Annotated in this window: 20 protein-coding genes; 19 read left to right on the plus strand and 1 reads right to left on the minus strand. The window is 41.7% G+C overall.

Annotation, left to right across the window (positions count from 1 at the left end):
* Positions 1-2 precede the first annotated feature (2 nt).
* The 3 genes from OQX62_RS04865 (at position 3) to OQX62_RS04875 (ending at position 5,751) form a co-directional block, all read left to right on the plus strand.
* Positions 3-2,738, plus strand: a complete 2,736-nt coding sequence (locus OQX62_RS04865; protein ID WP_265830287.1) for a glycoside hydrolase family 78 protein — start codon at positions 3-5, stop codon at positions 2,736-2,738.
* 225 nt (positions 2,739-2,963) lie between these two features.
* A complete protein-coding gene (locus OQX62_RS04870) occupies positions 2,964-4,676 on the plus strand; it encodes an alpha-L-rhamnosidase C-terminal domain-containing protein (protein ID WP_265830288.1) in 1,713 nt (570 codons plus the stop codon).
* A gap of 43 nt (positions 4,677-4,719) precedes the next feature.
* Positions 4,720-5,751, plus strand: coding sequence for a GntR family transcriptional regulator (locus tag OQX62_RS04875; RefSeq protein ID WP_265830881.1), 1,032 nt, complete (start codon positions 4,720-4,722; stop codon positions 5,749-5,751).
* Positions 5,752-5,786: 35 nt separating this feature from the next.
* Here the strand turns inward: OQX62_RS04875 and OQX62_RS04880 are convergent, their stop codons facing one another.
* On the minus strand, positions 5,787-6,689 hold the full coding sequence (locus OQX62_RS04880) for a helix-turn-helix domain-containing protein (RefSeq protein ID WP_265830289.1): 903 nt from the start codon (positions 6,687-6,689) through the stop codon (positions 5,787-5,789).
* 220 nt (positions 6,690-6,909) lie between these two features.
* Here OQX62_RS04880 and OQX62_RS04885 point away from each other — a divergent pair, with 220 nt between their 5' ends.
* From OQX62_RS04885 to OQX62_RS04960, 16 genes are all read left to right on the plus strand, one after another.
* Positions 6,910-7,197, plus strand: a complete 288-nt coding sequence (locus OQX62_RS04885; RefSeq protein ID WP_265830290.1) for a hypothetical protein — start codon at positions 6,910-6,912, stop codon at positions 7,195-7,197.
* Between the two features lie 248 nt (positions 7,198-7,445).
* Positions 7,446-8,522 carry an L-rhamnose/proton symporter RhaT gene (rhaT, locus tag OQX62_RS04890; RefSeq protein ID WP_265830291.1) on the plus strand — a complete coding sequence of 359 codons (1,077 nt, stop codon included), beginning with the start codon at positions 7,446-7,448 and terminating at the stop codon, positions 8,520-8,522.
* A gap of 21 nt (positions 8,523-8,543) precedes the next feature.
* Positions 8,544-10,661: a bifunctional aldolase/short-chain dehydrogenase gene (locus OQX62_RS04895; RefSeq protein ID WP_265830292.1), complete on the plus strand. Its 2,118-nt coding sequence runs from the start codon at positions 8,544-8,546 to the stop codon at positions 10,659-10,661.
* A 10-nt stretch (positions 10,662-10,671) separates the two neighbouring features.
* Entirely contained in the window at positions 10,672-11,946 is a 1,275-nt protein-coding gene (locus OQX62_RS04900) for a TIM barrel protein (protein ID WP_265830293.1), read from the plus strand.
* Positions 11,946-13,340, plus strand: coding sequence for an FGGY-family carbohydrate kinase (locus tag OQX62_RS04905; RefSeq protein WP_265830294.1), 1,395 nt, complete (start codon positions 11,946-11,948; stop codon positions 13,338-13,340). The genes OQX62_RS04900 and OQX62_RS04905 overlap by 1 nt, the downstream gene beginning before the upstream one ends.
* Before the next feature lie 5 nt (positions 13,341-13,345).
* On the plus strand, positions 13,346-14,080 hold the full coding sequence (locus OQX62_RS04910) for a (Fe-S)-binding protein (RefSeq protein WP_265830295.1): 735 nt from the start codon (positions 13,346-13,348) through the stop codon (positions 14,078-14,080).
* A gap of 6 nt (positions 14,081-14,086) precedes the next feature.
* Entirely contained in the window at positions 14,087-15,469 is a 1,383-nt protein-coding gene (locus OQX62_RS04915; RefSeq protein ID WP_265830296.1) for a lactate utilization protein B, read from the plus strand.
* A 2-nt stretch (positions 15,470-15,471) separates the two neighbouring features.
* Positions 15,472-16,065 (plus strand): LutC/YkgG family protein, encoded by a 594-nt coding sequence (locus tag OQX62_RS04920; RefSeq protein WP_265830297.1) that lies wholly within the window; start codon positions 15,472-15,474, stop codon positions 16,063-16,065.
* Positions 16,066-16,078: 13 nt separating this feature from the next.
* The gene (locus OQX62_RS04925) at positions 16,079-16,885 is read left to right on the plus strand and encodes an alpha/beta hydrolase family protein (RefSeq protein ID WP_265830298.1); all 807 of its coding nucleotides are present in this window, start codon (positions 16,079-16,081) and stop codon (positions 16,883-16,885) included.
* Between the two features lie 116 nt (positions 16,886-17,001).
* Entirely contained in the window at positions 17,002-17,979 is a 978-nt protein-coding gene (locus tag OQX62_RS04930; protein ID WP_265830299.1) for a sugar phosphate isomerase/epimerase family protein, read from the plus strand.
* A 102-nt stretch (positions 17,980-18,081) separates the two neighbouring features.
* A complete protein-coding gene (locus OQX62_RS04935) occupies positions 18,082-19,158 on the plus strand; it encodes an SGNH/GDSL hydrolase family protein (RefSeq protein ID WP_265830300.1) in 1,077 nt (358 codons plus the stop codon).
* A 572-nt stretch (positions 19,159-19,730) separates the two neighbouring features.
* On the plus strand, positions 19,731-20,966 hold the full coding sequence (locus OQX62_RS04940) for an endo-beta-N-acetylglucosaminidase H (protein WP_265830301.1): 1,236 nt from the start codon (positions 19,731-19,733) through the stop codon (positions 20,964-20,966).
* A gap of 1,574 nt (positions 20,967-22,540) precedes the next feature.
* A complete protein-coding gene (locus tag OQX62_RS04945) occupies positions 22,541-23,113 on the plus strand; it encodes a tyrosine-type recombinase/integrase (protein ID WP_322973706.1) in 573 nt (190 codons plus the stop codon).
* An 82-nt stretch (positions 23,114-23,195) separates the two neighbouring features.
* Positions 23,196-24,221, plus strand: coding sequence for a hypothetical protein (locus OQX62_RS04950; RefSeq protein WP_265830302.1), 1,026 nt, complete (start codon positions 23,196-23,198; stop codon positions 24,219-24,221).
* A gap of 62 nt (positions 24,222-24,283) precedes the next feature.
* Positions 24,284-24,679, plus strand: a complete 396-nt coding sequence (locus OQX62_RS04955) for a hypothetical protein (RefSeq protein ID WP_265830303.1) — start codon at positions 24,284-24,286, stop codon at positions 24,677-24,679.
* A 156-nt stretch (positions 24,680-24,835) separates the two neighbouring features.
* A complete protein-coding gene (locus tag OQX62_RS04960; protein WP_265830304.1) occupies positions 24,836-25,282 on the plus strand; it encodes a hypothetical protein in 447 nt (148 codons plus the stop codon).
* The last annotated feature ends 2 nt before the right edge of the window (positions 25,283-25,284 follow it).

Raw genomic sequence — 25,284 nt, forward strand, 5'->3', positions numbered from 1 at the left:
CTATGAGAAATTATTTTTTAATAGTTGCCCTCCATTGTTCATTGTTTACGCTTTCAGTATCTGCTCAGCAACTGCAGGTGAGCGACTTAAAGACAGAATATCAGGAAAATCCGTTGAATATCAGCGCTGCTGCGCCCCGGTTAAGCTGGAAGATCCGGTCAGCCCAGCGCAATGTGATGCAAACGGCTTATCAGATCAGGGTAGGGACAGATTCTGCGAATTTATCTGCAGGGAAATCACTGGTATGGGATAGTGGTAAAAAGAAAGGCGAGGTTTCGGTATTTCTGCCCTATGCCGGTACACCTTTGAAACCCAACACAAAATATTACTGGCAGGTGAAGGTAAAAGATAACCAGGGAAAGGAATCTGCCTGGAGCGCCATTGGTTCCTGGCGCACAAGTCTGTTTGGCGCAGCTAACTGGTCGGCCAAATGGATTACCAGCGATCTTGCTGATACGATCACAGGACCAAGCCCGATGTTCAGGAAAGTGTTTGCTGCGACTGGAAAAGTGAAATCTGCCATCTTATACATAACTGCGCGTGGTTTATATGAAGCACAGTTAAACGGTAAACGCGTAGGCAGGGATCACCTGGCTCCCGGATGGACAAGTTATTCCAAAAGACTCCTATATCAAAGTTATGACGTAACCTCGTTGCTCAAAAACGGGCAGAATGCCATTGGGTTCACGCTCGGTAATGGATGGTATGCAGGTCGCATTGGCTTTGATAATCAAAGAGGTTTTTATGGTAAACAGGTGAGCGGACTGGCACAGCTGCAGATTGAATATGCTGATGGCACAACAAAGACCATTGGCAGTGACGATACCTGGAAGTATGCTACCGGCCCCATCCGCTTCTCGGATTTATATAACGGAGAGGTATATGATGCAAAGTATGAAAAGAAAGGCTGGGCACTGCCAGACTATAATGATACAGGCTGGAAAGGGGTGACAATTGCAGATGCAGGAAAAGAAGTACTGGAAAGCAGTATCAGTCCCCTTCCCCACAAACATGAAGAGTTCAAAGTAGTCAGGATCATTAAAACTCCGAAAGGGGAGACGGTGCTGGATTTCGGTCAGAACCTGGTCGGCTGGGTGTCATTCCAGTTAAGTGGCAAAGCTGGATCTTCCATCCAGTTTGAACATGGCGAGGTATTGGATAAGGCGGGTAATTTTTATGATGATAACATGCGCTCCGCGAAACAGCTGGTCAGGTATATCTTTAAAGGATCTGGTGTAGAAAGTTATGAACCACATTTTACTTACCAGGGTTTCAGGTATGTGAAAGTAACAGGAAATGTAGCCAACCTTAATCCTGCAGCTTTTAAAGCTATTGCTGTTTATGCTGATATGGCGACGACAGGTAAGTTCAGTACTTCAAATACTTTGCTGAACCAGCTACAGCATAATATTGAATGGGGACAAAAGGGTAATTTTATGGATGTGCCGACGGATTGTCCGCAGCGTGATGAACGTTTGGGCTGGACAGGAGATGCACAGGTGTTTTTCAGAACGGCAGCATTTAACATGGACGTGGCGGGATTTTTTACCAAGTGGATGAAAGATGTAGCTTCAGATCAGTTACCGAATGGAAGTGTGCCTTTTGTAGTGCCTAACATATTGAATGAAGGTTCTACGGGATCTGCTGGCTGGGGAGACGTAGCAACGATTATCCCATGGAATATGTACGTTGCTTATGGTGATCAGCAAATACTGGCAAACCAGTATCCCAGTATGCGGGCCTGGGTAGAATTCATGACGTCGAAAAGTACAAATGATCTTTGGAATACGGGCTTTCACTTTGGCGACTGGCTGTTTTATCGTCCGGATGATGACAATGATGGTCGCTCAGCCATCACAGATAAATACCTGATTGCTCAGGCCTTTTATGCACATTCTACACAGTTGCTGATCAATGCGGCAAAAGTGTTGGGCAATAAGGGGGATGAAGATAAATATACTGCACTGCTGGAGCGGATTAAAAAGGCTTTTCTAAAAGAATATTTAACACCTAACGGCAGACTGGTTTCCGGTTCGCAGACAGCTTATGTGCTGGCACTGAATTTTGAGCTGTTACCGGAAAACCTGAGACAACAGGCAGTAGATTTCCTGGTTACAAATATTAAAAGTTATGGCAATCACCTCACCACCGGTTTCCTTGGAACTCCCTATTTATGTCATGTACTTACCCGTTTTGGTCGTACGGACGTAGCTTACGAACTATTGCTGCAGGAAACCTATCCTTCATGGTTATACCCTGTTAAAATGGGCGCAACCACTATCTGGGAACGCTGGGATGGGATCAAGCCTGATGGCAGTTTTCAAACCACGGGCATGAACTCGTTTAACCATTATGCCTACGGTGCAATCGGCGACTGGATGTATAGGGTGATGGCAGGGCTGGATACGGATGAGTCGGGACCAGGCTATAAGAAAATAACCATCTCCCCAAAACCGGGGGGCAATATCACACATGCGGCAGCAGAACTGGAAACATTATATGGGCTGGCAGTAAGCGACTGGAAAATAGAGAACGGCAATTTTAAATTAAAAGTAGTTATTCCTCCCAATACCACAGCGCTGATCAGGCTGCCTGGTGCCGCTAAAGCGTCTGTAACAGAAAATGGGCTTGTATTGAAAGAAGTTAAAGGATTTAGCAAGGTAGCAGATCAGGGTAACGATGTTGAAATAAATGCTGGTTCCGGTACCTATCAGTTTGAATACGCAGTAAAATTGTAGATATTACGCAGGCTAATGGAATCGGATCGGCTGAGATATTCAGCTGATCCGATTCCATTATAAAACCAAATAAAATTAATGAGCAGGTTAAAGAATAGCATATATTTTTTACTCATCGGCTGTATACTGGCGGCATTTTTAATCCCTCCGGATAATATTTCCCGCAAAGGTGGGCTGAAAGACCTGCTGGCTACTATAAAATATTAGCCTTAACCCATGATCAAGATGAAATATCCCCTTTTGTTAGCCTGTTTTTTATCCTTGGCGATCACTGTGTCTGCCCAGAAAGATCCACGCGTTCGTGAATATCTTTCTCCCCGACGCATCCTGTGGCAGTCGGACACCACCGGCAGGTACATCCTGAATGCACAGCAATTACTCAAAGCAGGAAACGGGCAGGCAGAGCTGGTCAATAAAGATCTGGTCACCTTAAAAAGTGATAATAATACCAAACCAGGTATTTTGCTGGATTATGGCAAAGAACTCCACGGAGGTTTGCAACTCGTTACCGGATTGATGAATAAACAGGGCCCCGTGAAGGTGCGCATTCGTTTCGGGGAATCTGCGGGTGAGGCTATGGCGGAAATAGATACTTTAAGCGGGGCTACGAACGACCATGCCATTCGTGATTTTACTGTTGAGCTGCCCTGGCTGGGGGGGCTGGAATTGGGGAACACAGGATTTCGTTTTGTGCGGATAGATCTGGCCGATACCAATACAGAACTGCTGTTAAAAGAAGTGAGAGCAATCGCTACTTACCGTGATGTACCGTATCTGGGCTCCTTTCACAGTAGTGATGAAAGGCTCAATAAAATCTGGGCCACCGGTGCCTATACTGTTCATTTAAATATGCAGCAATATTTGTGGGACGGAATTAAAAGAGACAGGTTAGTATGGGTAGGGGATATGCATCCTGAAGTAATGACCATAAATACTGTTTTTGGTTATAACGAGGTGGTACCTAAAAGTCTTGATCTGATCAAAAAGGTAACGCCAGTACCAGAATGGATGAATGGGATCAGTTCCTATTCGATGTGGTGGATCCGGATTCAGCGCGACTGGTATCAATACCAGGGAAATCTGAATTACCTGAAAGCGCAGCGTACTTATCTGCTTAGCCTGCTGAATCACCTGATGACGAAAGTGAAAGGCAATGAGGAAGACCTGGATGGCATGCGCTTTATGGACTGGCCATCTTATGCCAATAAACCCGCCGTGCATGCCGGTCTGCAGGCCATGATGTTGCTTACCTTAAAAGACGGTGCTGAACTCTGCCATATCCTCGGCGAAGAAGCCACAGCACTTAAATGTGAGTCGACCCTAAATTTGTTAAAGAAAAGCGTTCCCGATGCGGCAAACAATAAGCAGGCAGCAGCATTGCTGGCTTTAGCGGGATTAATGCCGGCTGAAAAAGCAAACAGAGAATTTATTGCTGTGGGCGGCACAAAAGATTTCTCTACTTTTTACGGCTACTACATGCTGCAGGCAAAGGCTAAAGCAGGAGATTACCAGGGAGCGATAGACAATATCAGGGAATATTGGGGCGGGATGCTGGACATGGGGGCTACTACCTTCTGGGAGGATTTTGAGCTGTCCTGGACGAAAAATGCGGGACGCATTGATGAGCTGGTACCTGCCGGTAAAGTAGATATCCATGCAGCCTATGGTGCCTACAGCTATAAAAAACTAAGGCATAGCCTTGCTCATGGCTGGGCATCCGGACCTACCTCATGGCTTACAGAACATGTTCTGGGGGTGCAGGTTATTGCGCCCGGCTGTAAAGTGATCCGGGTAAGGCCGCATTTGGGCGACCTGAGTTTTGTTGAGGGTACATTTCCAACGCCCTATGGCCTCGTAAAAATAAAACATACTCAACTGGCTAAGGGCAAAGTGAATACGGTAATTGATGCGCCTGAAATGGTGAAGGTGATCAGGTAATTTCCTAATTTATGCTAAAAGGTTTTAAAAAGATATCATTATGATCAAGACAAGTGATTTTTTCAAATTCATTCATGTGGATGAATATTCTGCTACGCCCAAGTATTTACAGCTCAGTGATTCTATCATTGAAGCTGTGGAGGAGGGGATATTGAATAGAAATGATATCCTGCCTTCTATCAATGAATTGAGCAGTGTACTCGAAATATCCAGGGACACCGCAGAAAAAGGCTATAAATATTTGAAAAAAAAAGGCGTTATTTTGTCGGTACCCGGCAAGGGGTTTTATATTGACAATACAGAGTTCAAGAAGAAAATCAAGATCTTTTTATTATTTAATAAGCTGTCTGTACACAAAAAGATTATTTACGATTCTTTCGTCGCCGCATTGGGGGAAGATGCGCTGATCGACTTTTACATTTATAATAACGACTTCGCCATCTTCAAAAAGCTGATCATGAACAAGCGGACTGAATATTCTCATTATGTGATTATTCCGCATTTTGTGGAAGGCGGTGAAGATGCCTACAAAATTATCAATACGATTCCGTCCGATAAGTTAATCCTGCTGGATAAAAAGGTTCCCGGCGTAACGGGTCACTATTCAGCGGTATACGAAAATTTTGAAAAGGATATCTACAGGGCGCTTATACAAGCAAAGGAGCAATTGGAGAAATACCATACCCTGAAGCTCATCTTCCCAAAAAAGAGTTATTTTCCAAATGAAATTATCGATGGGTTCAGAAGATTTTGTCAGCAATATGCCTTTAATCATGTGATTGTGAACGACGTGTACAATGAGCCTATAGAATCTGGTGAAGCGTATATTAACCTCATGGAAGATGACCTTGTGGTGCTGATTGAGCGGATCATGGCGATGGAGTTAACCATGGGTAAAGACGTAGGGGTAATTTCTTACAATGAAACCCCGCTTAAAAGATTTCTATTGAATGGCATTACCACCATATCCACCGATTTTAAGATGATGGGAACTATTGCTGCCGAGATCATCAAGAGCCAGAACCATCAGGATCAGGAGGCACCATTTTATCTTACACTACGGCCATCTTTATAAAGATTTCCTTATCACCTTAAAAGGAACAGTGATGCTTAAATCAACAATCTGCCAGTCGTGAGGCTGATTTCACGCTGTCTGAAAGCACTGGGTGTGATTCCTGTTTTATCTTTAAATAATTTGGAAAAATAGAAGCTGGATTCAAATTTTAGCGCATAAGCAATCTCTTTCACAGAAAGACTGGGGTCAGACAGCAGCGATTTTGCTTTTTCTATTTTGAGCTGGATAAAGAACTGTCCGGGGGAGAGACCTGTATAGCTTTTAAATACTTTTCTGAACCAGGAATACCCTACCTGCAGTTCCTCAGCAGCCTGTTCAGGGGAATAGCTTTTATCAATATTGGAGCGGAATAGAATCCTGGCTTTGTTGACAATGAGTTCCCTGTCATCATGTATATTGGAATTTTCTTTTAATAAGGCACGCAGACTGCCCATCAAATGGAGAACTGCGCCAGAAATTTCTGGCTGGTAACCGGTAATCTCCGTTTTGGTCTTTTCGATGATAGACTCAAACATGCCGAAGATCTGTTCATTAAAACCGATATAGAAACAGGGCTGTGCCGGACTAAAAAAGCTATTGCGTACAAGGTTATTCATTATTTCCCCTTTAAAACCTATCCAGTATTCATCCCATCCCGTTTCTTCTGAAGGTTTATAGCGATGTCTTTCTCCCGGGAAAAGCACAATAATTGAACCTTCTTCGATTTTCCTGTAACTGCAGTTATCCGATTCAAAATACCCGGATCCCCTTGTGATGTAAAGGAGTTGGTACTCGTCCAAAATGCGGCCATTGTTCCAGTTGAAATAATGATGTGAAGGGTGAGTATTTACCGGATATACTGCTTCCGGACCTGTACGAATGGTTCCTGCATTGAGTACATATAAGCCCCAGTTCTTATCTTCAGCACTGACAGGCAGGTATTTATAATAATCGGTCATAGGGCTATATATGGTTTGCTTACAGGAGGGAATAAAAATACTAAGAAATAATGAATTTGAAATCTCTTGAAGAATTGCAGGCTAATGGCCAGGGACAGTAAATTAAAGCAGGTGCTTCAGGTAATTAAATAGCTATTTTTGTTGTCTTTATTAATTAAAATAGAAATTATTTTTTATTAAAAATTAAATAAGGTAATTTTGAAATACTAATTCAGGATTTATGGAAGTCGTTAACAAAAGGTTATTTGAAATTGAAAAAACGAGTTTTGCACTGTTAAATCTTTTCCAGGAAATGAGCATTTCCATGGAAGCAGGCTTCGACAGAATGGCGGGGAGAATCAATAAGTTAGAGTTACAGCTCACAAATATGGAATCCAGGATCGATCAGCTTGAAATAAGAACGGGTCGATTAGAAACAAAGATTGATGAGGTAGCGAATGGTCTAACGGAAATTACCATGATGATTAATCAAGGAATGATCTCAGTCTCTGCCGGAAAACGCAAATAACAATGCCAAAAAGTATAGCTTAAATATCAAATCATATAGGTGGCTTATTTTCTTTAGTGATAATTTGGCTATACCAAATATATTCCACCTTATGATTGATCAAAGAAAATTCAATAGTATCTCTACACCCCTTCCTGCGGGTTCGCATCAGAGTGTTATGAAATTCCGGAGCAGGACAGTAAATAACAGTTAACCCATTTCAAAGCATTATTATCGCTTAATTATTCTAACCAAATACATAAACACGTATGCAAATCATTTTTGGAGTTATATTCCATTTCATTGGCGGTTTCGCCTCCGGGAGTTTTTACATTCCTTATAAAAAAGTTAAGGGCTGGGCCTGGGAAAGTTACTGGATTGTTGGCGGTATTTTTTCCTGGCTGATTGTACCACCATTAGCGGCATATCTTACTATTCCTGACTTTTCTGCAATTATCAAACATACTGATGGTGCAGTGATCGGCCTGACTTACTTCTTTGGTATTTTATGGGGCATAGGGGGACTCACCTATGGTCTGGGTGTACGTTATTTGGGTGTCTCACTGGGTAGTTCGATCATTCTGGGCTTAAGTTCTGTATTCGGTGCCCTGCTGCCTTCAATCTACTATGATATTTATCCAAAATCAGGAAAAGATACTTTTACTGATATTATTGGCAGCTCCTGGGGGCAATTGGTCATCGTTGGCCTGCTGGTTTGTGTAGTCGGCATTTTTATCTGCGGGAAGGCGGGAATGATGAAAGAGAAAGACCTGAATGCACAAGAGGAAAAAAAAGAAAGTACCGAGTTTAAGATCGGACTGGGACTTACTGTTGCGATTATCTCTGGTATCCTGAGTGCCTGTTTTGCTTTTGGGATTGATGCAGGTAAGGATATGGCGCATGAAGCTAATAATTTGTGGAAAACGCTTCATCCGGGACAGGGAGAGTTTCTCTACCAGAATAATGTCACTTATGTGGTGATCCTCTGGGGCGGGCTTACGACCAATTTTCTCTGGTGTATGCTGCTGAATGCGCGTAATAAAACATTCAAAGATTATACAAACAAAAAGACACCATTATTGGCCAACTACATTTTTGCTGCGCTGGCAGGAACTACCTGGTTTCTGCAGTTCTTCTTTTATGGTATGGGCGAAAGTAAACTGGGCAATGGTGCCAGTTCATGGATCCTGCATATGGCCTTTATAATCCTCGTGGCCAATGTATGGGGATTAGTGCTGAAAGAATGGACAGCCGTAAGCAAAAAAACATTCCGTACAGTGCTTGCAGGGATCGGTTTCATTATCGCATCTATCCTGATTGTAGGGTATGGGAATTCAATTAAATAGTCACAAAAAATATTAAATCATATGTTCGAAAGAGACCGTTTTAAGCACGTAAGTTATTTATGGGACGAAGCCGAAGCCGCTAAACTGGCAGGAGATGAGGTGGCCTTATTACTTTACCGCTCCAATTTACTGGGTGCAGATTTACGCCTGACCAATTATGGCGGAGGAAATACTTCCTGTAAGGCAGACGCGACAGATCCGCTGACAGGTGAAACAGCAGAAGTAATGTGGATCAAAGGTTCCGGGGGCGATATAGGTACATTAAAGCGTAATGGACTGGCTGCACTATATGTAGAGCGGTTAAGAAGCTTGAAAAAGATTTACAGGGGACTGGATCAGGAGGATGAAATGGTAGAGCTTTTCAACCACTGTATTTATGACCTTAATTCTAAAGCACCTTCTATTGATACGCCACTGCATGGCTTCCTGCCATTTAAACATATTGATCACTTACACCCGGATGCTGCCATTGCCATCGCTGCGGCAAAGGACGGCAAACAGATTACGCAGGAACTTTTCAACGGTACTATTGGCTGGGTAGACTGGCAAAAACCAGGTTTTGATCTGGGACTGCAGTTAAAGGCCTGTCTGGATGAAAACCCGGGAATCCGGGGGATTATGCTGGGTTCTCATGGTTTATTTACCTGGGGAGATACGGCTTATGAAAGTTATATCAATACGCTGGAAGTCATAGAAATCTGCGCGACTTACCTGGAGGAGAACTATGGTAAAAAAGGACCAGTATTTGGTGGTCAGCAACTCAGCTCACCGGAACAGTCTGTAAGGACAGCACAGGCCGCATTGCTGGCACCTATTTTACGTGGTTTTTGCTCTAGCGAACGTCATATGGTAGGGCATTTCACGGATGATGCGAGAGTGCTTGAATTTATCAATTCCAAAGATCTGGATCGGCTCGCTCCTATGGGTACCAGCTGTCCTGACCACTTTTTGCGTACCAAAATCAGTCCGCTGGTACTGGAACTTGATCCTTTAGCAGATCTGACTGATCCTGCGGTGATCAAAGAAAAACTGGCACCTGCTTTTGTGGCTTACCGGAAAATGTATGCTGATTATTATGCTACCTGTAAACATGAAAACAGTCCTGCAATCCGTGATGCTAACCCTGTAATCATACTTTATCCGAGTATCGGACTTTTTTCTTTCTCCAAAGACAAACAGACTACCCGTGTGGCAGCAGAATTTTATATCAACGCCATCAATGTAATGAAAGGGGCTGAAGCCATTTCGGAATATACTTCATTGCCACGTCAGGAAGCTTTTAACATAGAATACTGGTTGCTGGAGGAAGCTAAACTGCAGAGAATGCCTAAACCAAAGGCGCTTTCTGGCAAGATAGCTCTGGTTACTGGCAGTGCCGGGGGAATTGGTAAAGCTATCGCAAAGAAATTTGTAGAAGAAGGTGCGGTGGTAATTATTAATGATAACGATGGTGGCAGATTAGAGCAGGCAGATCAGGAGTTTAAAGGTTTATATGGAAAAGACGCTTATACTACAGCAGTGCTGGATGTCACCAAGGGTGATGATATTCAGCAGGCTTTTAACATTGCTGCCCTTGCTTTTGGCGGGATTGATATTGTAGTCAACTGTGCGGGTTTGTCCATTTCCAAACCTATCGAAGAGCATACCGATAAAGACTGGGATCTGTTATATGATGTGCTGGTCAAGGGACAGTTTAAAGTTACACAGGCGGCGGTAGCAGTGATGCGCAAGCAGGCAATTGGTGGTGATATTTTAAATATCGTGAGCAAAAACGCTTTGGTATCGGGACCGAATAATGCTGGTTACGGCTCTGCAAAAGCTGCGCAGTTACACCTGAGCAGATTGAATGCAGCAGAACTTGGCGGAGACAAAATTCGTGTAAACGTGGTAAATCCGGATGCTGTGATTTCAGACAGCAAGATCTGGGAGGGCGACTGGGCAGCTGGTCGCGCGAAGGCTTATGGGGTGAAGGTAGAAGAACTGCCGGCATTCTATGCCAAACGTACTTTGCTGGACAAGATTATCCTCCCCGAAGATATCGCAAATGCCTGCCTGGTATTTGTTGGCGGACTCTTAAATAAATCAACTGGTAATGTATTGAATGTGGATGGTGGTGTAGCCATGGCATTCGTAAGATAAATTAAAGCATATGGAAATAGAGAAATATCAGATAGATGCCCATAACCAGCAGCTGGAAGCTGAGCATCGACGCAGATTCGAATTTGCAGCAGCAGAGCATGCGCAGATCGAAGAAGTGATCAGTAAATTGATAAAATTTCAAATTGCCATCCCCAGCTGGGCTTTAGGTACAGGCGGGACACGTTTCGGTCGTTTTTCCGGTGGAGGGGAACCCCGTAGCCTGGAAGAGAAAATTCAGGATATCGGATTACTGCATCAGCTGAACCAGTCCAGCGGTGCCGTATCACTCCACATCCCATGGGATATCCCACAGGATTACGATGCGATTAAAAAGCTGGCCGGGCACCATCACCTCCGTTTTGATGCGATGAACTCCAATACCTTTCAGGATCAGGCAGGACAGGCACATAGTTATAAATTCGGCTCTTTACAGCATGTAGATAAAGCCGTGCGCAAGCAGGCAATCGAACACAATATTGAAGTAATTCGTCAGGGTGTTGCCCTGGGATCTGATGCGCTGACGGTTTGGCTGGCGGATGGTTCTTGTTTTCCCGGACAACTGAACTTTAGAAAAGCATTCCAGAATACACTGGAAAGCCTGGAAGAGATTTATGCTGCATTACCGGAACAATGGAAGGTATTTGTGGAATACAAAGCTTTTGAACCTAACTTTTACTCTACTACGGTGGGCGACTGGGGCCAGTCGCTATTGTATGCAAACAAACTGGGACCGAAAGCCTATACGCTGGTCGATCTTGGGCATCACTTACCGAATGCCAACATTGAGCAGATTGTTTCCCTGTTGCTGATGGAAGGTAAACTGGGCGGTTTTCATTTCAACGATTCCAAATATGGCGATGATGATTTAACTGCCGGAAGTATGAAACCTTACCAGCTGTTCCTTATTTTTAATGAACTGGTTGAAGGAATGGATGCTAAAGGAATAGACCATGCCAGCGGATTAGGCTGGATGATTGACGCTTCCCATAATGTAAAAGATCCTTTGGAAGATCTGCTGCAGTCGGTCGAGGCTATTATGCTTTCCTATACCCAGGCTTTACTGGTAGACCGTGCTGCATTGGCCATCGCACAGCAGGAAAATGATGTGGCCCGCTGTCAGGAAATTCTGCAGCATGCCTTCCGGACAGATGTTCGGGCGATTGTGCAGGAAGCAAGGCTGAGAAGCGGTGGTGCTGGAAAACCTGTCGCCTTATACCGTGAGCTGAAAGTAAGGGAAAACCTGATTGCAGACAGGGGAATGAAAACCGTAGCCACAGGATTATAATGAGTGCGCTGCCGGTTATAGTAGTTTTCGATGTCGGGAAGACCAACAAAAAGATCTTCCTGTTTGACGAGAACTATAAAATAGTTTTTGAGCGCTCTGCCCGGTTCATAGAAACCTACGATGAGGATGGTGATCCCTGTGAGAACCTGGAAAGTTTGCGGCTCTCGATTTTTGATTCTTTGCGCGAAGTACTGAAGCGCAAGGAATTTGAGATCAAAGCCATTAATTTTTCAACCTATGGTGCCAGCTTCGTCTATATCGATGCCTATGGGAAACCACTGGCACCCTTATATAATTATTTGAAAGCCTATCCTGAGGAGCTTAAAAAAGAATTCTATGCAACTTATGGCGGGGAGCAGGCCATCTCTGCCGCTACGGCATCACCTGTGCTGGGTAACCTGAATTCGGGCATGCAGCTGTACAGGATTAAAAAAGAGCGACCTGAACTGTACAAGCAAATTAAATATGCGCTGCACCTTCCTCAGTACCTCAGTTACCTGGTTTCCGGTGTGGAATATTCAGATCTGACCAGTATAGGCTGTCATACCCAGCTATGGGATTTTAGTGCTAATGACTACCATCAGTGGGTAAAAAAGGAAGGCCTGGATCTTAAGCTGGCACCTATTGTGGATGCCGACCAGGTATTTCCTTCAGAATTCCCCGGTAATCAGTATAAAGTAGGAGTTGGTCTGCATGACAGTTCTGCTGCGCTGATCCCTTATCTGATCAATTTTCATGACCCTTTCCTGTTAATCTCTACAGGAACCTGGTGTATCACTATGAATCCTTTCAACCACTCCCCGCTAACAGTAGATGAGCTGGAACAGGATTGTTTGAGTTATATGCAGTTCAAAGGCAAGCCTGTAAAGTCTTCCCGTATTTTTGCCGGTTATGAACACGATCAGCAGGTGAAACGTATTGCAGCCCATTTTAAACAAAGTGCGGGCAGGTACAAAACAATGAAATATGATGCCGGGATTATTGAGATATTGCTGAAGGGGATGGCAGAAAGAAAGGAACTCAATCCTCCGGCCAGTAAAGAATCGGCTTTCGCAGCGCGGGATCTGTCTTCTTTTCCCTCTGATAAACTCGCTTACCACCAGTTTATGCTCGATATCGCTGTTCAGCAACAGGCTTCTTCCCGACTGGTCATCAATGCCGAGGTAAAAAGGATTTTTGTAGATGGCGGTTTTAGTAAAAATGCGATCTACATGAACCTGCTGGCCTTGCTTTTTCCAGATATGGAAATTTTCGCCGCGTCAATGGCACAGGCCACAGCAATTGGTACTGCACTGGCCATTCACCGGTGCTGGAACAGGAAGCCAATGCCAAATGATATTATTGAATTAAAATATTACGCAATGAATAACGATATTGCGGGTAAAACCAAATAATTCTAATGAAAGTCGGATTGTTCATTCCATGTTACGTAGATCAATTTTATCCCAATGCGGGGATTGCCACTTATCAGCTGCTCGTTAAACTGGGGGTAGATGTAACTTATCCCAGTGGTCAGACCTGCTGCGGTCAGCCTATGGCGAATTCAGGCTTTGAACACCTGACCAAAGACTGTAACCAGCTATTTGTCGACAATTTTGCGGAGTTCGACTATATCGTTTCCCCTTCTGGAAGCTGTGTGCTGCATATCAAAGACCATTTGCATACAGACAAGGATGAGCAGAAAGCACTTGTGGTGCGGACTAAGGTTTACGAACTGGTAGAATTTCTGGTAGACATTTTAAAAGTAGAAAATCTGCAATCCAGCTTCCCGCATAAAGTAGGATTGCATCAAAGCTGCCATGGTCAGCGTGGTTTGTTCCTTACGCAGATGACTGAGCTCGTTGCCCCGTATTTTTCCAAGCCCCAGCAATTGTTATCACAAGTAAAAGGATTAGAGCTGATCGAACTGAGTCGCACGGACGAATGCTGCGGCTTTGGCGGAACCTTTTGCGTAGTGGAGGAAGCAGTTTCCTCCAAAATGGGTAAGGATCGTGTGAAAGATCATCTTGATCATGGCGCAGAATATATTACCGGTGCTGACATGTCCTGCTTAATGCATATGGAAGGAATTTTAAAAAGAGAGAACAGTAAAGTGAAGGTGCTGCATATTGCAGAGATATTAAATGCAGAATAACCCGAGATGACAGACGAAGCTATAAAAACACATCCCGAATTATCGGAGACTTTTAACCAGGATGAAGCAAGGGTAGACTGGCATGATGAAACCTTATGGTGGATCAGGCAGAAAAGAGATAAGTCGGCCCACAGTATTCCCGAATGGGAAATGCTCAGGGAGACTGCATCACAAATTAAAAATAATGTATTGTCTGATCTGGGGAAATACCTGGTCAGTTTTGAGGAGAAGGCCTTAGCCAACGGAATTATTGTACACTGGGCTGCAGATGCGGCGGAGCATAACCGTATTGTGCACGATATCCTCCAGAAAAACGGCATTGGCCAGATGGTTAAAAGTAAATCCATGCTGACCGAGGAATGCCACCTGAACGAATACCTGGAGCAACATGGTATTGATGTCATTGATTCTGACCTTGGGGAACGTATTGTGCAGCTGGCCAAAGAGCCGCCAAGCCATATTGTATTGCCCTGTATCCACAAAAAGAAAGAAGAAATCGGCGAGTTGTTTTATCGGCATCTGGGTGTGCCTGAAGGTACTTCAGATCCGCAGATACTGACAGAGGCCGCCAGACAACATCTCAGGGAAACCTTCCTGACCAGGAAAGCGGCACTGACAGGCGTAAACTTCGCCATTGCCGAGACTGGTGAATTTGTGGTTTGTACAAACGAAGGGAATGCCGATATGGGCGCGCATCTTGCAGATGTGCATATTGCCAGTATGGGCATGGAAAAGATCATTCCTGAGCGCAAACATCTGGGGGTATTCCTGAGGTTACTCACCAGGAGTGCAACCGGACAGCCGATTACTACCTATTCCAGTCATTTCAAAAAGCCCAGACCCGGGCAGGAAATGCACATTATTATTGTAGACAATGGTCGCACTATCCAGATGGGGCGTGCAGATTTCCGTGCCTCATTAAAATGTATCCGCTGCGGAGCTTGTATGAACACCTGTCCCGTATATAGAAGGAGTGGTGGTCATAGTTACCATAATGCCATATCAGGGCCTATCGGAGCTATTCTCGCGCCAAATCTAGATATGAAAAAGTATGCGGATCTGCCGTTTGCCTCTACGCTGTGCGGATCATGCTCTAACGTATGTCCGGTTAAAATAGATATTCATCAGCAGCTCTATAAATGGCGGCAGGTCATAGTTAAAGAAGGATACGCAGATACCTCGAAGAAGATTGGCATGCAGCTGATGACCTTTACCTTGTCTTCGCCGGTGATCTACAGAACCGCAGGTAAAGCGGGGCGCTGGTTTTTGAAACATGTGCCTTTTGCCGTAAATAATAAGTTTAATCCCTGGTATAAACACCGTGATATGCCAGAAGCCCCTGAAGAGTCGTTCGGCGAGTGGTATAAACGAAATGTGAAGCAGAAATAAAGATGAGCAGAGATAAAATACTGGCTGCTTTGCAGCAAAACCAACCGGAACTGAGTGCCTTACCTTCGATCCCGGTTTTTGAAAGAGATCAGGAACTGAGCCTGACGGAAAAATTTAAGGCCATGGCTGAAGGTATAGGGAGCAAAGTATACCTGGTCAGCTCTCTGCAAGAGGTTCAGGAGCAGATGAATGTTGACTTTGCAGATGAAAAGCGGATTGTATCGACTGTAGCGTCATTGGTTTCAGCAGAAATACCTGCTTTTGAACTGAATGCTGATCCGCATAGCTATGCTGATGTGGATGTCGCAATTTTCGAACCTTTGCTTGCCATTGCGGAAAATTCAGCCGTATGGATTACTGAAGACAGAATGGGGGTGAGGGCTTTGCCTTTTATTACCCAGCATATCGTAATGCTGGTTAACAGTCATATTCTTGTTCCTGATATGCATGCCGCTTATGAGCGGATCGGCAGGACAGATTATGGTTTTGGATCTTTTATCGCCGGCCCTTCCAAAACAGCTGACATAGAGCAATCGCTTGTTCTTGGTGCGCATGGCCCGAGAAGTATGACGGTATTCCTGATTAATGAAGTATAAATAATACCGGTAATTGAAGAATCTTCTAATAATAGCTACTATTTTATTGATATGGACTTTGCCTGCAAAGGCACAAGCTGTTAATTCTTATATTGCTCATCAGGTAAGCTTTAAAAGTGCAGATGGTCAAATTAATTACTCCGGGACGCTGACCTTACCTGGAGATGTGAATAATGTGCCCGCTGTTATCATCGTTTCTGATAGCGCAAAACAGGATCGGGACGGCAAAATGGCAGGCCACCCACTATTTGCACAAATAGCGGATTATCTGAGTAATAATGGAATTGCTGTATTGAGACTGGATGATCGTGGAGTCGGAAAAACTACAGGCGAACTTGAACTGGCTACTACACGCAATTTAGCTGATGACGCTTTAGCTGCAATTCAGTTTTTGAAGGGTGTAAATGGTATCAGTAAAAATAAGATCGGGTTAATGGGGCACGGGGAAGGCGGTGCCGTAATTGCTCTTGCAGCAGCAGGAAGTAAAGATGTCGCATTTCTGATCAGTCTCGCCGGTGTGGCGATGGCAGACGCCAACGGCGTTAAAACACTGGCAAAACTGCAGGTTCCAATATTAGCTTTACATGGAGATAAAGATCTTGAGGTGGCTGCTGAGCAGAACCTGGATAACTGGAAGAAATATACGGCCCTTGGTGGGAACAGGAAGGTGCGTACCGTCTTGCTTTCCGGATTAAACCATTTGTTTTTGCCTTGCAAGACCTGCACGATAGCGGAGTATCCATTTATAAGAGCAGATTTCTCTCTGCGCACGCTCAATGTGATCAATCTTTGGCTGCAAGCCAATATGGTTAAACGCTAATGATGCCCAGATATAATACCTGTGGCTGATACGTTTTGTCATTATATAGCTTAATCTTCTCAAGATTGGTATTTAAATCAATATTATCACGATATTGAAAAACTAATCATCATACAATGGACGACAGAAGATCATTTCTAAAAAAGACTGCTTTACTCAGTACAGCATTAATTACTTCCAACTCGTTGCTGTCTATGGCAGCTGAGCCTTACCTGAATAAAAAAGTCAGGGAGATCGGTTTACAGTTATACACCATCAGAGACGTTCTGAATCAGGATGTACATTCTTCGATACAGAAGGTAGCTGGAATAGGTTATCAGCATGTAGAGACCTTTTATGGGTATCAGAAAAATGATGCAGCAGCTAAACTCTGGGGACTTACTGTTCCGGAACTGAGTAGCTTATTAAAAGATAATCAGTTGAAAACCTATAGCGGTCATTATCAGTTAAACGATTTTCTGACAATTGGAAACGGCGATGACAGCGCATTGAAATACCAGATTGATATTGCTGCAGCTCTTGGTCAGAAATACTTCATTGTACCCGTTCCACCCGTTATGCTTTTAGATAAACTGGGTAAAGCTGAATTCCAGTATATGGCTGCACAGTTAAATAAGGCTGGCGAATTATGTGCTAAAGCTGGTCTGACCGTAGGTTACCATAATCACTTCTGGGAATTCAGACAACTCGCAGATGGCGGTAAAGGTTATGATATCTTATTGAATGAAACAGATCCTGAACTTGTTACTTTTGAGCTTGATTTATTCTGGATCAAAAAATCGGGCATTAATCCGATAGATTATTTTGAAAAATATCCTAAACGTTTCTCTATGTGGCATGTGAAAGATATGGACAAGAACAATACGGCAGTAATTACTGGTGGCGCACTTGATAAGGCACCTTCAAAAGATGTGTTGACAGGAATTAGTTATGCTGAAGTGGGTACCGGAAATATTGACTTCAAAGACATTTTTAAAGGAGAGAAAAAATCCGGCCTGAAACATATTTTTGTGGAACAGGATGTGATTAAAATTGATCCTTTCACGAGTATCAAACAGAGTTTCGATTACGTAAAACAGAATCTTGTAAAATAAATAACAGCTGGTCCGGTTGGTTTTTTTAAGCCGGACCAGTTCTATTTTGGCTTTACCAGTTGTTCCCTGATCAATTCATTATTCTTTTGTATTTTTATCCCCATGCTGAATAGAATTATAATCGCGGCCCTTCTTCTTCTTTCCGGAGAACAATCCATTGCACAGACTTTTATTAAAAATGATGATACTCACCTGCATTATATGGGGCGTGTGCAGCAACTGGATACCGCTGCAGCTATGTTTTGGTCGGGCACCACAGTAAGCATTAATTTTAACGGAACAGGTGTAAAAGCAGTTTTGAATGATGAACGTGGAGATAACTTTTATAATATTATTGTTGACGGCAAGGTGATCCGAAAGTTCAATCCCGGAAAAGGAAAAAGAGAATATATTCTTGTTGCAGACTTACCAGCCGGAAAACATGTGCTGGAGTTATTTAAGCGTACCGAATGGACAATGGGTAAAACTTTACTTTACAATTTTACACTGAACAAGGGGGCTGAGTTATTACCCGCCACCCCGACACGCAAGCGAAAAATAGAGTTTTTTGGTAACTCTATTACCTGTGGAATGGCCGTTGAAGATAGTACTGGTCAGGATCGTGGTTCAGGTCCTTACGAAAATAACTACGTAAGTTATGCAGCAACAACCGCCCGTCATTTTGATGCAGAATATTATTGTATTGCGAGGAGCGGGATAGGCGTAACAGTAAGCTGGTTTCCTTTGATCATGCCTGAAATGTACGATCGTTTGGACCCGTCGGATGCGAAAAGCAAATGGGACTTCTCCAGATACACACCGGATCTGGTTGTCGTAAATCTTTTCCAGAACGATTCGTGGATAGTCACCAGACCAGACAATCCTGAATTCAAGGCCCGTTTTGGCAATCAGGCTCCATCAGCAGAACAGATCGTAGCGGCGTACCGCGATTTTATCAAATCTGTAAGAGGCAAATATAAAAATGCAAAGATCATTTGCGCATTGGGGAATATGGATGCAACTAAGACGGGATCTCCATGGCCCGGATATATTGAGCAGGCGGTTGCTTCTTTGAAAGATGAAAGCATTTACACCCATTTCTTCCCTTTTAAAAACACTGCAGGACACCCCAATGTGGCGGAACAGCAGGTAATGGCAAGAGACCTGATTCAGTACATTGAACAAAATGTAAAGTGGTAAGCTAACATATCTTTTTAAACCATTAAAGGATCTTAAATTTTCTGACATTTTGTAATTTTATATTGTGAATAGTCGGTTAATTCTGCTGTTTTTGCATTTAGCTTTTGCTTCGTCAACAAACATAAGATACAAATTGACGAAATTTATCACCTCCTGTCAAAATACTGCTGTATGACATCATATGGCGTATACATGGCCTATAATGTGGTTCTTAATACTGATGGGTGTGCTTCGTTACAGAGTAAGTGATGTGCTGCCAGCTTTGTATCAGGTCGTATCAACGTTTGGATAAGTCCACGTCAAAAGCACGGTAATTCCAAGTGAAATCCACCCATTTTTCAACTAGTAAATTTGGCGTGGACTGGGCGTGGACTTGGGGTGGACTTACCGTGCTGTCATCCAAACGTTGATACGGATCTGTTACCTTTCAGATCCTAATCAGCTTATACCATTTATTTTCTTTCTGATTACAAATACCAATTGCACCATTTTTGCATAAAGCATGTTTGTAATCAACAGTTTAAGGTATTATTCTTAAATTGTAAGTCAGTAATAACCAAATATTAAATCTTATGATTCAAAACCATTCCTTTAGGTTTATGGCTGTATCTGCCATATGCCTCACCCTATTTTCCTGTAAAAAAGAGACTCCACTGCGGGAGTTGCCTGATTTGAAATTGCCACAAAATCGGGCAGTCTCTGTAATATCAATTCCAAGTGTTAAAAGTGGACCTTTAGGCGTCTGTTACGTCGAAGTGAATTACGCGGACATCAGGAATGTGGGTAAATATACACTCAATGCTGGTGGAAAAAGACTTTTTGATATGGCTATCATTTTTGCCGCTAATATCAACCGTAACGCAAGCACGGGAAAGGCGGAACTATATTTCAATGAAAATGTTACTAATGTGCTCAATAATAAGGCAACCTACATTGAGCCGTTGCAAGCTAAAGGCATTAAGGTTACTCTTTCCGTTCTAGGCAATCACCAGGGTATGGGCATTTCTAACTTAGCTAATCAGGCAGATGCACAGGCATTTGCTCAGCAACTCAGCAATGCGGTTACGACCTATGGGCTGGATGGGATCGATTTTGATGACGAATATTCGGACTATGGTGTTAACGGCACCGGGCAACCTAACGCCAGTTCATTTGTTTATCTGGTCACTGCCCTGCGGGAGCTTATGCCAACAAAGCTGATCACGTTTTATTATTATGGTCCTGCGGCATCAAGGCTGTCCTTCAATGGAGTAACCGTTGGTTCAAAAATAGACTACAGCTGGAACGCTATGTATGGCACTTACTCGGTTCCAAATGTACCCGGGCTGACGGCCAGTAATCTTGGACCCGCGGCAATTGACATCCAGGCAACCAGTAGTACCATAGCTGCAAATCTGGCTACTCAGACGAAAAATAACAATTATGGGGTATATCTTTATTACAACCTGCCCAATTCTAATGTCGAAAGTTACCTTTCGAGTATATCAAATGTGCTTTATAACACGAATTCGCTTTATAATTCTGGAGGTGAAGGGACAACTGGTGTCAACTTTTATCAGGATGCCAATTACAGGGGTGCAACTACCAATGGTATTCCAAAAGGAACCTATACGTTAACTCAATTAGAAAGCTACGGGTTTATTAACGACTGGGCTTCTTCAGTCCGTATTCCGCAGGGGTGGACTGTAACTATGTATGCTGATAATAATTCCACAGGAACATCGTGGGTACTGAGTAGTAATCATCCGAACTTTACTACACTCTCACCAAATGCAAATGATCTGGTTACATCTGTTAAAATTCAATAAGCATAGTATTAAACTAATGCAGGATTATCTGCATAGTCACCACACCAGAAAATCCTGAATTCAAAGTACAGACATTTCACAGCTAGAGATGATATGATGGTGGTACGGTGGTGATGTGAAAGTATTAAATAGTCACATTATTCCAGTTCTATTTCTACAATACTCCTACCCATGTGTACCCTATCCGTATCCATACTATAGCCTATCTATACTTAGAGAGTACAGATCAGGTATGGATAGTGTACGGTTTAGCTACAGTATGGGTACACATGGGTAGGAAAATAATGGAAGTTATATCAGTTAAATGTGAGTTTTCTATTAATCTGCATCACCACCATAATACCGTAGTCTATACTTAGAATTATAGATTGAGTGTAATGAATCAGGCTTCTTGATTATGGAAAGCGGAATTGTCTTTGAGGAACCACAAGCGAAACTGCTATCACCTGTTTGGATAAGTACAATTCAATTTAATATTTTTTATTGGGATCATATTGAAATTTCCAAACAATTGTTGCCAGATCAACTTAAATACAATTAGAAACTAGTTAGCTCTAGTGCTATAGATTTTAATTTTTGGCTCACCTTCGGGGTACATAAGTTGCTATGTATAAATTAATTATTAGGGGATCATTTTAGTAGCAGGAAGAGTTGAAACCACAAATACTTTTCTTCACTCCTGAGAGCTTGAATTCCAGTTTACAAAAGGCTATAAAAAAAAGAAAGGGTTGTTCCATCCAGACACATCCCTATTCTAACCAAATATAAACCTGTATGAACGGGTTTTCGCGTTAGAGTATCATAAAGGCCATTTTAAACTGATTTCTTGTTCTAGGGGGATGACTTCGGGGATTTGTTTACAAATTCTTAATGAAGATCAATCGGACAATTACCAAATCAAAAAAATACTTGCTAGCAAATTACAATGGGACTGAGATTCACCTGTCGGTTCCTAATAAAGAATCAAAGGAGCAAAAGTATTATTTAGACTATAAGTTTGGCACACAAAAAAAGTACTACGGCAATGGCATTGTTAAGAAGAAATCTATTGATTCTTTAACTCACTGGACACAGCAATTAAAATGACTCAGGCACAGATTGAGTCTGATCTTAAGGAATTATTTAAGCAGGATTTAGAGATTATAGCTCATGAATTGCAGATGGTATCAACGACTTCAGTTATATCAATGAGGACTGGCATTCACGCCACGATTGAAAGTTTTTACGAATTCAAATGTAAGCAGATGCTAGAGGGAACAGTTGAAAAAAGAACCTTGATAAACTATTGACAACATCATCGAAAGTTACTTTGTCTTTTTAAAACAGAAAATTACAAAAATTTTAAGCTTATTGATTTAAGCTCGGATTTCTGGATCAATTACAGGATTGATGTTCTTAACAGTAAGAATAGCAAAAATCAAAAGAAATTACAAGCCACGTCTGTCAATCAGCATTTTCAATATATAACCCAATATTACGGATGGTTAATTGACTACCTAGAGCTTCCAATTAAAAATCACTTAAGAAAGCTCAATAAACTTAGTGAGGCTAAGCAGAATAAGAGATTTAAGATCATACCACAGGATTTATTTGCTGAGTTTTACGACATTCTGGAGAATAAGGAGAAGTATACATATACAAGACTTTATCTCTGTGGTTTATTACTTTATGAAAACAATATACGCTTGTCTGAACAAGTGCTTATTCGTTTAAAAGATATAAGTCTAGAACGGGGACATATTTCAATCTTAAATAAAAAGAACGATTCTATCAGAACAGTCCTTATGTCTGAGAAGGTAAACGAATTAATTACTATCATCTGCAACAACACATTAAATAAGGGAATATCTTTATCAGATGAAATGTACTTGTTCGGAGGACATAATATATTAAAATTTGGAAAGCCACATTCATATAAGGAATTAGGCACACTAATGAGAAGATTTAGACAGCAATACCCGCAATTTGTTAATATCACCCTTTATGAGCAAAAGCACACTTCAATTACAAATCAGTTTGATGACGGTATTGATCATTATGTGATAAAAGAAAGAGCAAATCATAGCAGTATAGCTACTACAGAGATTTATTTACAATCTAATAGAGCCGTTAAGCCATATGAATTGAAGGAGAGAAAGACAGTTTAAAATAATAACAAGTAAAGCAGAATGGATTAAAAACCTGTTCTGCTTTTTTTATAAGTAAAATATTTTATTAGATATTAGCTGAATGTTTGATCCAATAGATATAACAGATTATCAATTTAAGCACGGTAACAATATTGATGATTTGGATTTGCTCGTCAATCTTAAATCTTTACGTTCTCATCACACTATTGCAGCTTTTGAAGCTAATACCCTCGAAGAATTAGCAGAGGATATCACCAGAATGAAGTTTACGTTTCCACTCAATTATAGATCTGAAACAGACTGGCAAAATATTAATCATCAGATGAGGTTGATAAAAAAGCAACTACAGGACACAACCCATCTCAACAATCTTTTGTATTTAGGCACTCAACTAATCAAAACTGATAAAGAGATACTAATCGAACAACATCGTAAAAGCAGCATATTTCCTGATGAACTTGAGAATATATTAATCATGAGTGGTTTCGCTGATTCTGCTACGCTCTCTACATTAGAATTGACATTAATTGACAAAGGACCCAAACAGCCTGTAAAAGTCGCTGCAGGTCGGCGCTTATCTAAAGCCTTTCTATTCGCAATGCTAAAACCTTACATCAGCTACCTTTGTGAAGACTACGATGAGCTTATTTCCCATATTTTAAACAGAGAAGTAACGGAAGAGACAATTACGCTAAATGATCTTTCTGAGACTAGAGAACGATTAAAACGATTAATATTGAATAATCCAGATAGTTCCTTTGAAGAGCACTTTTTGAATAAAGCACTTAAATATTTAAGGGATAACAAAGTATTTCAATATCACAAATCTGCTAATACATTAAAAGATTATCCAACATCTGAGGAAGCTAGAGTAATATACCTTGTATATAATTTATGCACAAATCAGCCATTTGTGAAGTCAGGAATGATGGGCGGCATAGAGGTCAAAGAATTCGGGCGTAACTATACAAATTACAATTCAGCGATGATAAATCATTTGATAAAAAAGTATAAAGATTTATCTACTACTGCAAAGAAGAGATTAGGTCTTTATAAAACTGCAATTATCTCTAATCAAACTTTCGAACTTTATTTACCAAAAATAGTTGAGAACGGTTCGAAGTGATTTTTTGTCTATTTGTGAAGCGAAAAGATGGTCTTAGTAGCAAACACAAATACAATCGTATCATGAATATTGAAAAAAAAGAGGTATCGTTGCCCGGTCAACGACTTTCAGCCAATTTGACTAAACATCTCACAGAGGGGCACAATCACACAATTAATGCTTCAAATGTATTTCTGGATTTGGATACAGAAATCGGCATAGTATGTAAAGAACATTTGAGAGATCAATTCCTTTCCTATGATATTACCAGACGGTATACAATTAAGGTTTTATTTGATATACTGAAGTCTAGTGAAGGCTATGTAACAGCAGCAACAAATAAGCCTAGTGCGGATGGACAATTATTTCATTGGTTCTTCCAATTAGGAAAAGGAAAGGAAAAACTGTTTTGTGTACCTAGCTTTTCTGGTTTAAATGATTTATTACTTTTAACGGAAGCAGATAAAATCAAGTTTTGATATTGACTTTGATGAATTTTGTAAATTCATAGTTCAATAAACTACCATCTATCGTATCAAAGGAGGCTGCAGACTCCCTAAATCAAATTTTTAATTAATAAAAAAAGAACACGATAAAATCGTGCTGGCATTCCTATGCCTACAAAACAATAAAATATGACTATAAAAGATAACGACGACATGTTAAATATGATTGTCTCAGAGAATGTTAAAACCAAAGAAGAAGTTAAGACGCAGAATGAACAGTTTAAAACAGTCATAGATGATATCTCCTTTTTTAGGGACAATTTAGATGAAGGTATCGGTTTTAAAAAGGATTTTCTAAATGTTATTAGGACTTCATCCAAACATGAAATTAAGTCCATTTTCGCCTTGCTGTCGATCATGACTGATGGTGGTAAATTTAATACAACCGATTTTCCCATGACAGATTCAGATGGAAAAGAGTGTTACTGGATTAAGAAGTATGGGGATAAAGGGGGAACTACCTTAAGAGTTCCATATTTTGACGGTTTAAGTAAATTAATCTCGGGATATCTATTTGGCGCTTATTCCATTAACATAAGCATGCAGGGGTTATACGAAGAAGCAAAACGGGGCTAGAC

The organism is Pedobacter sp. MR2016-24 (genome assembly GCF_026239655.1).
Classification (GTDB): Bacteria; Bacteroidota; Bacteroidia; order Sphingobacteriales; family Sphingobacteriaceae; genus Pedobacter.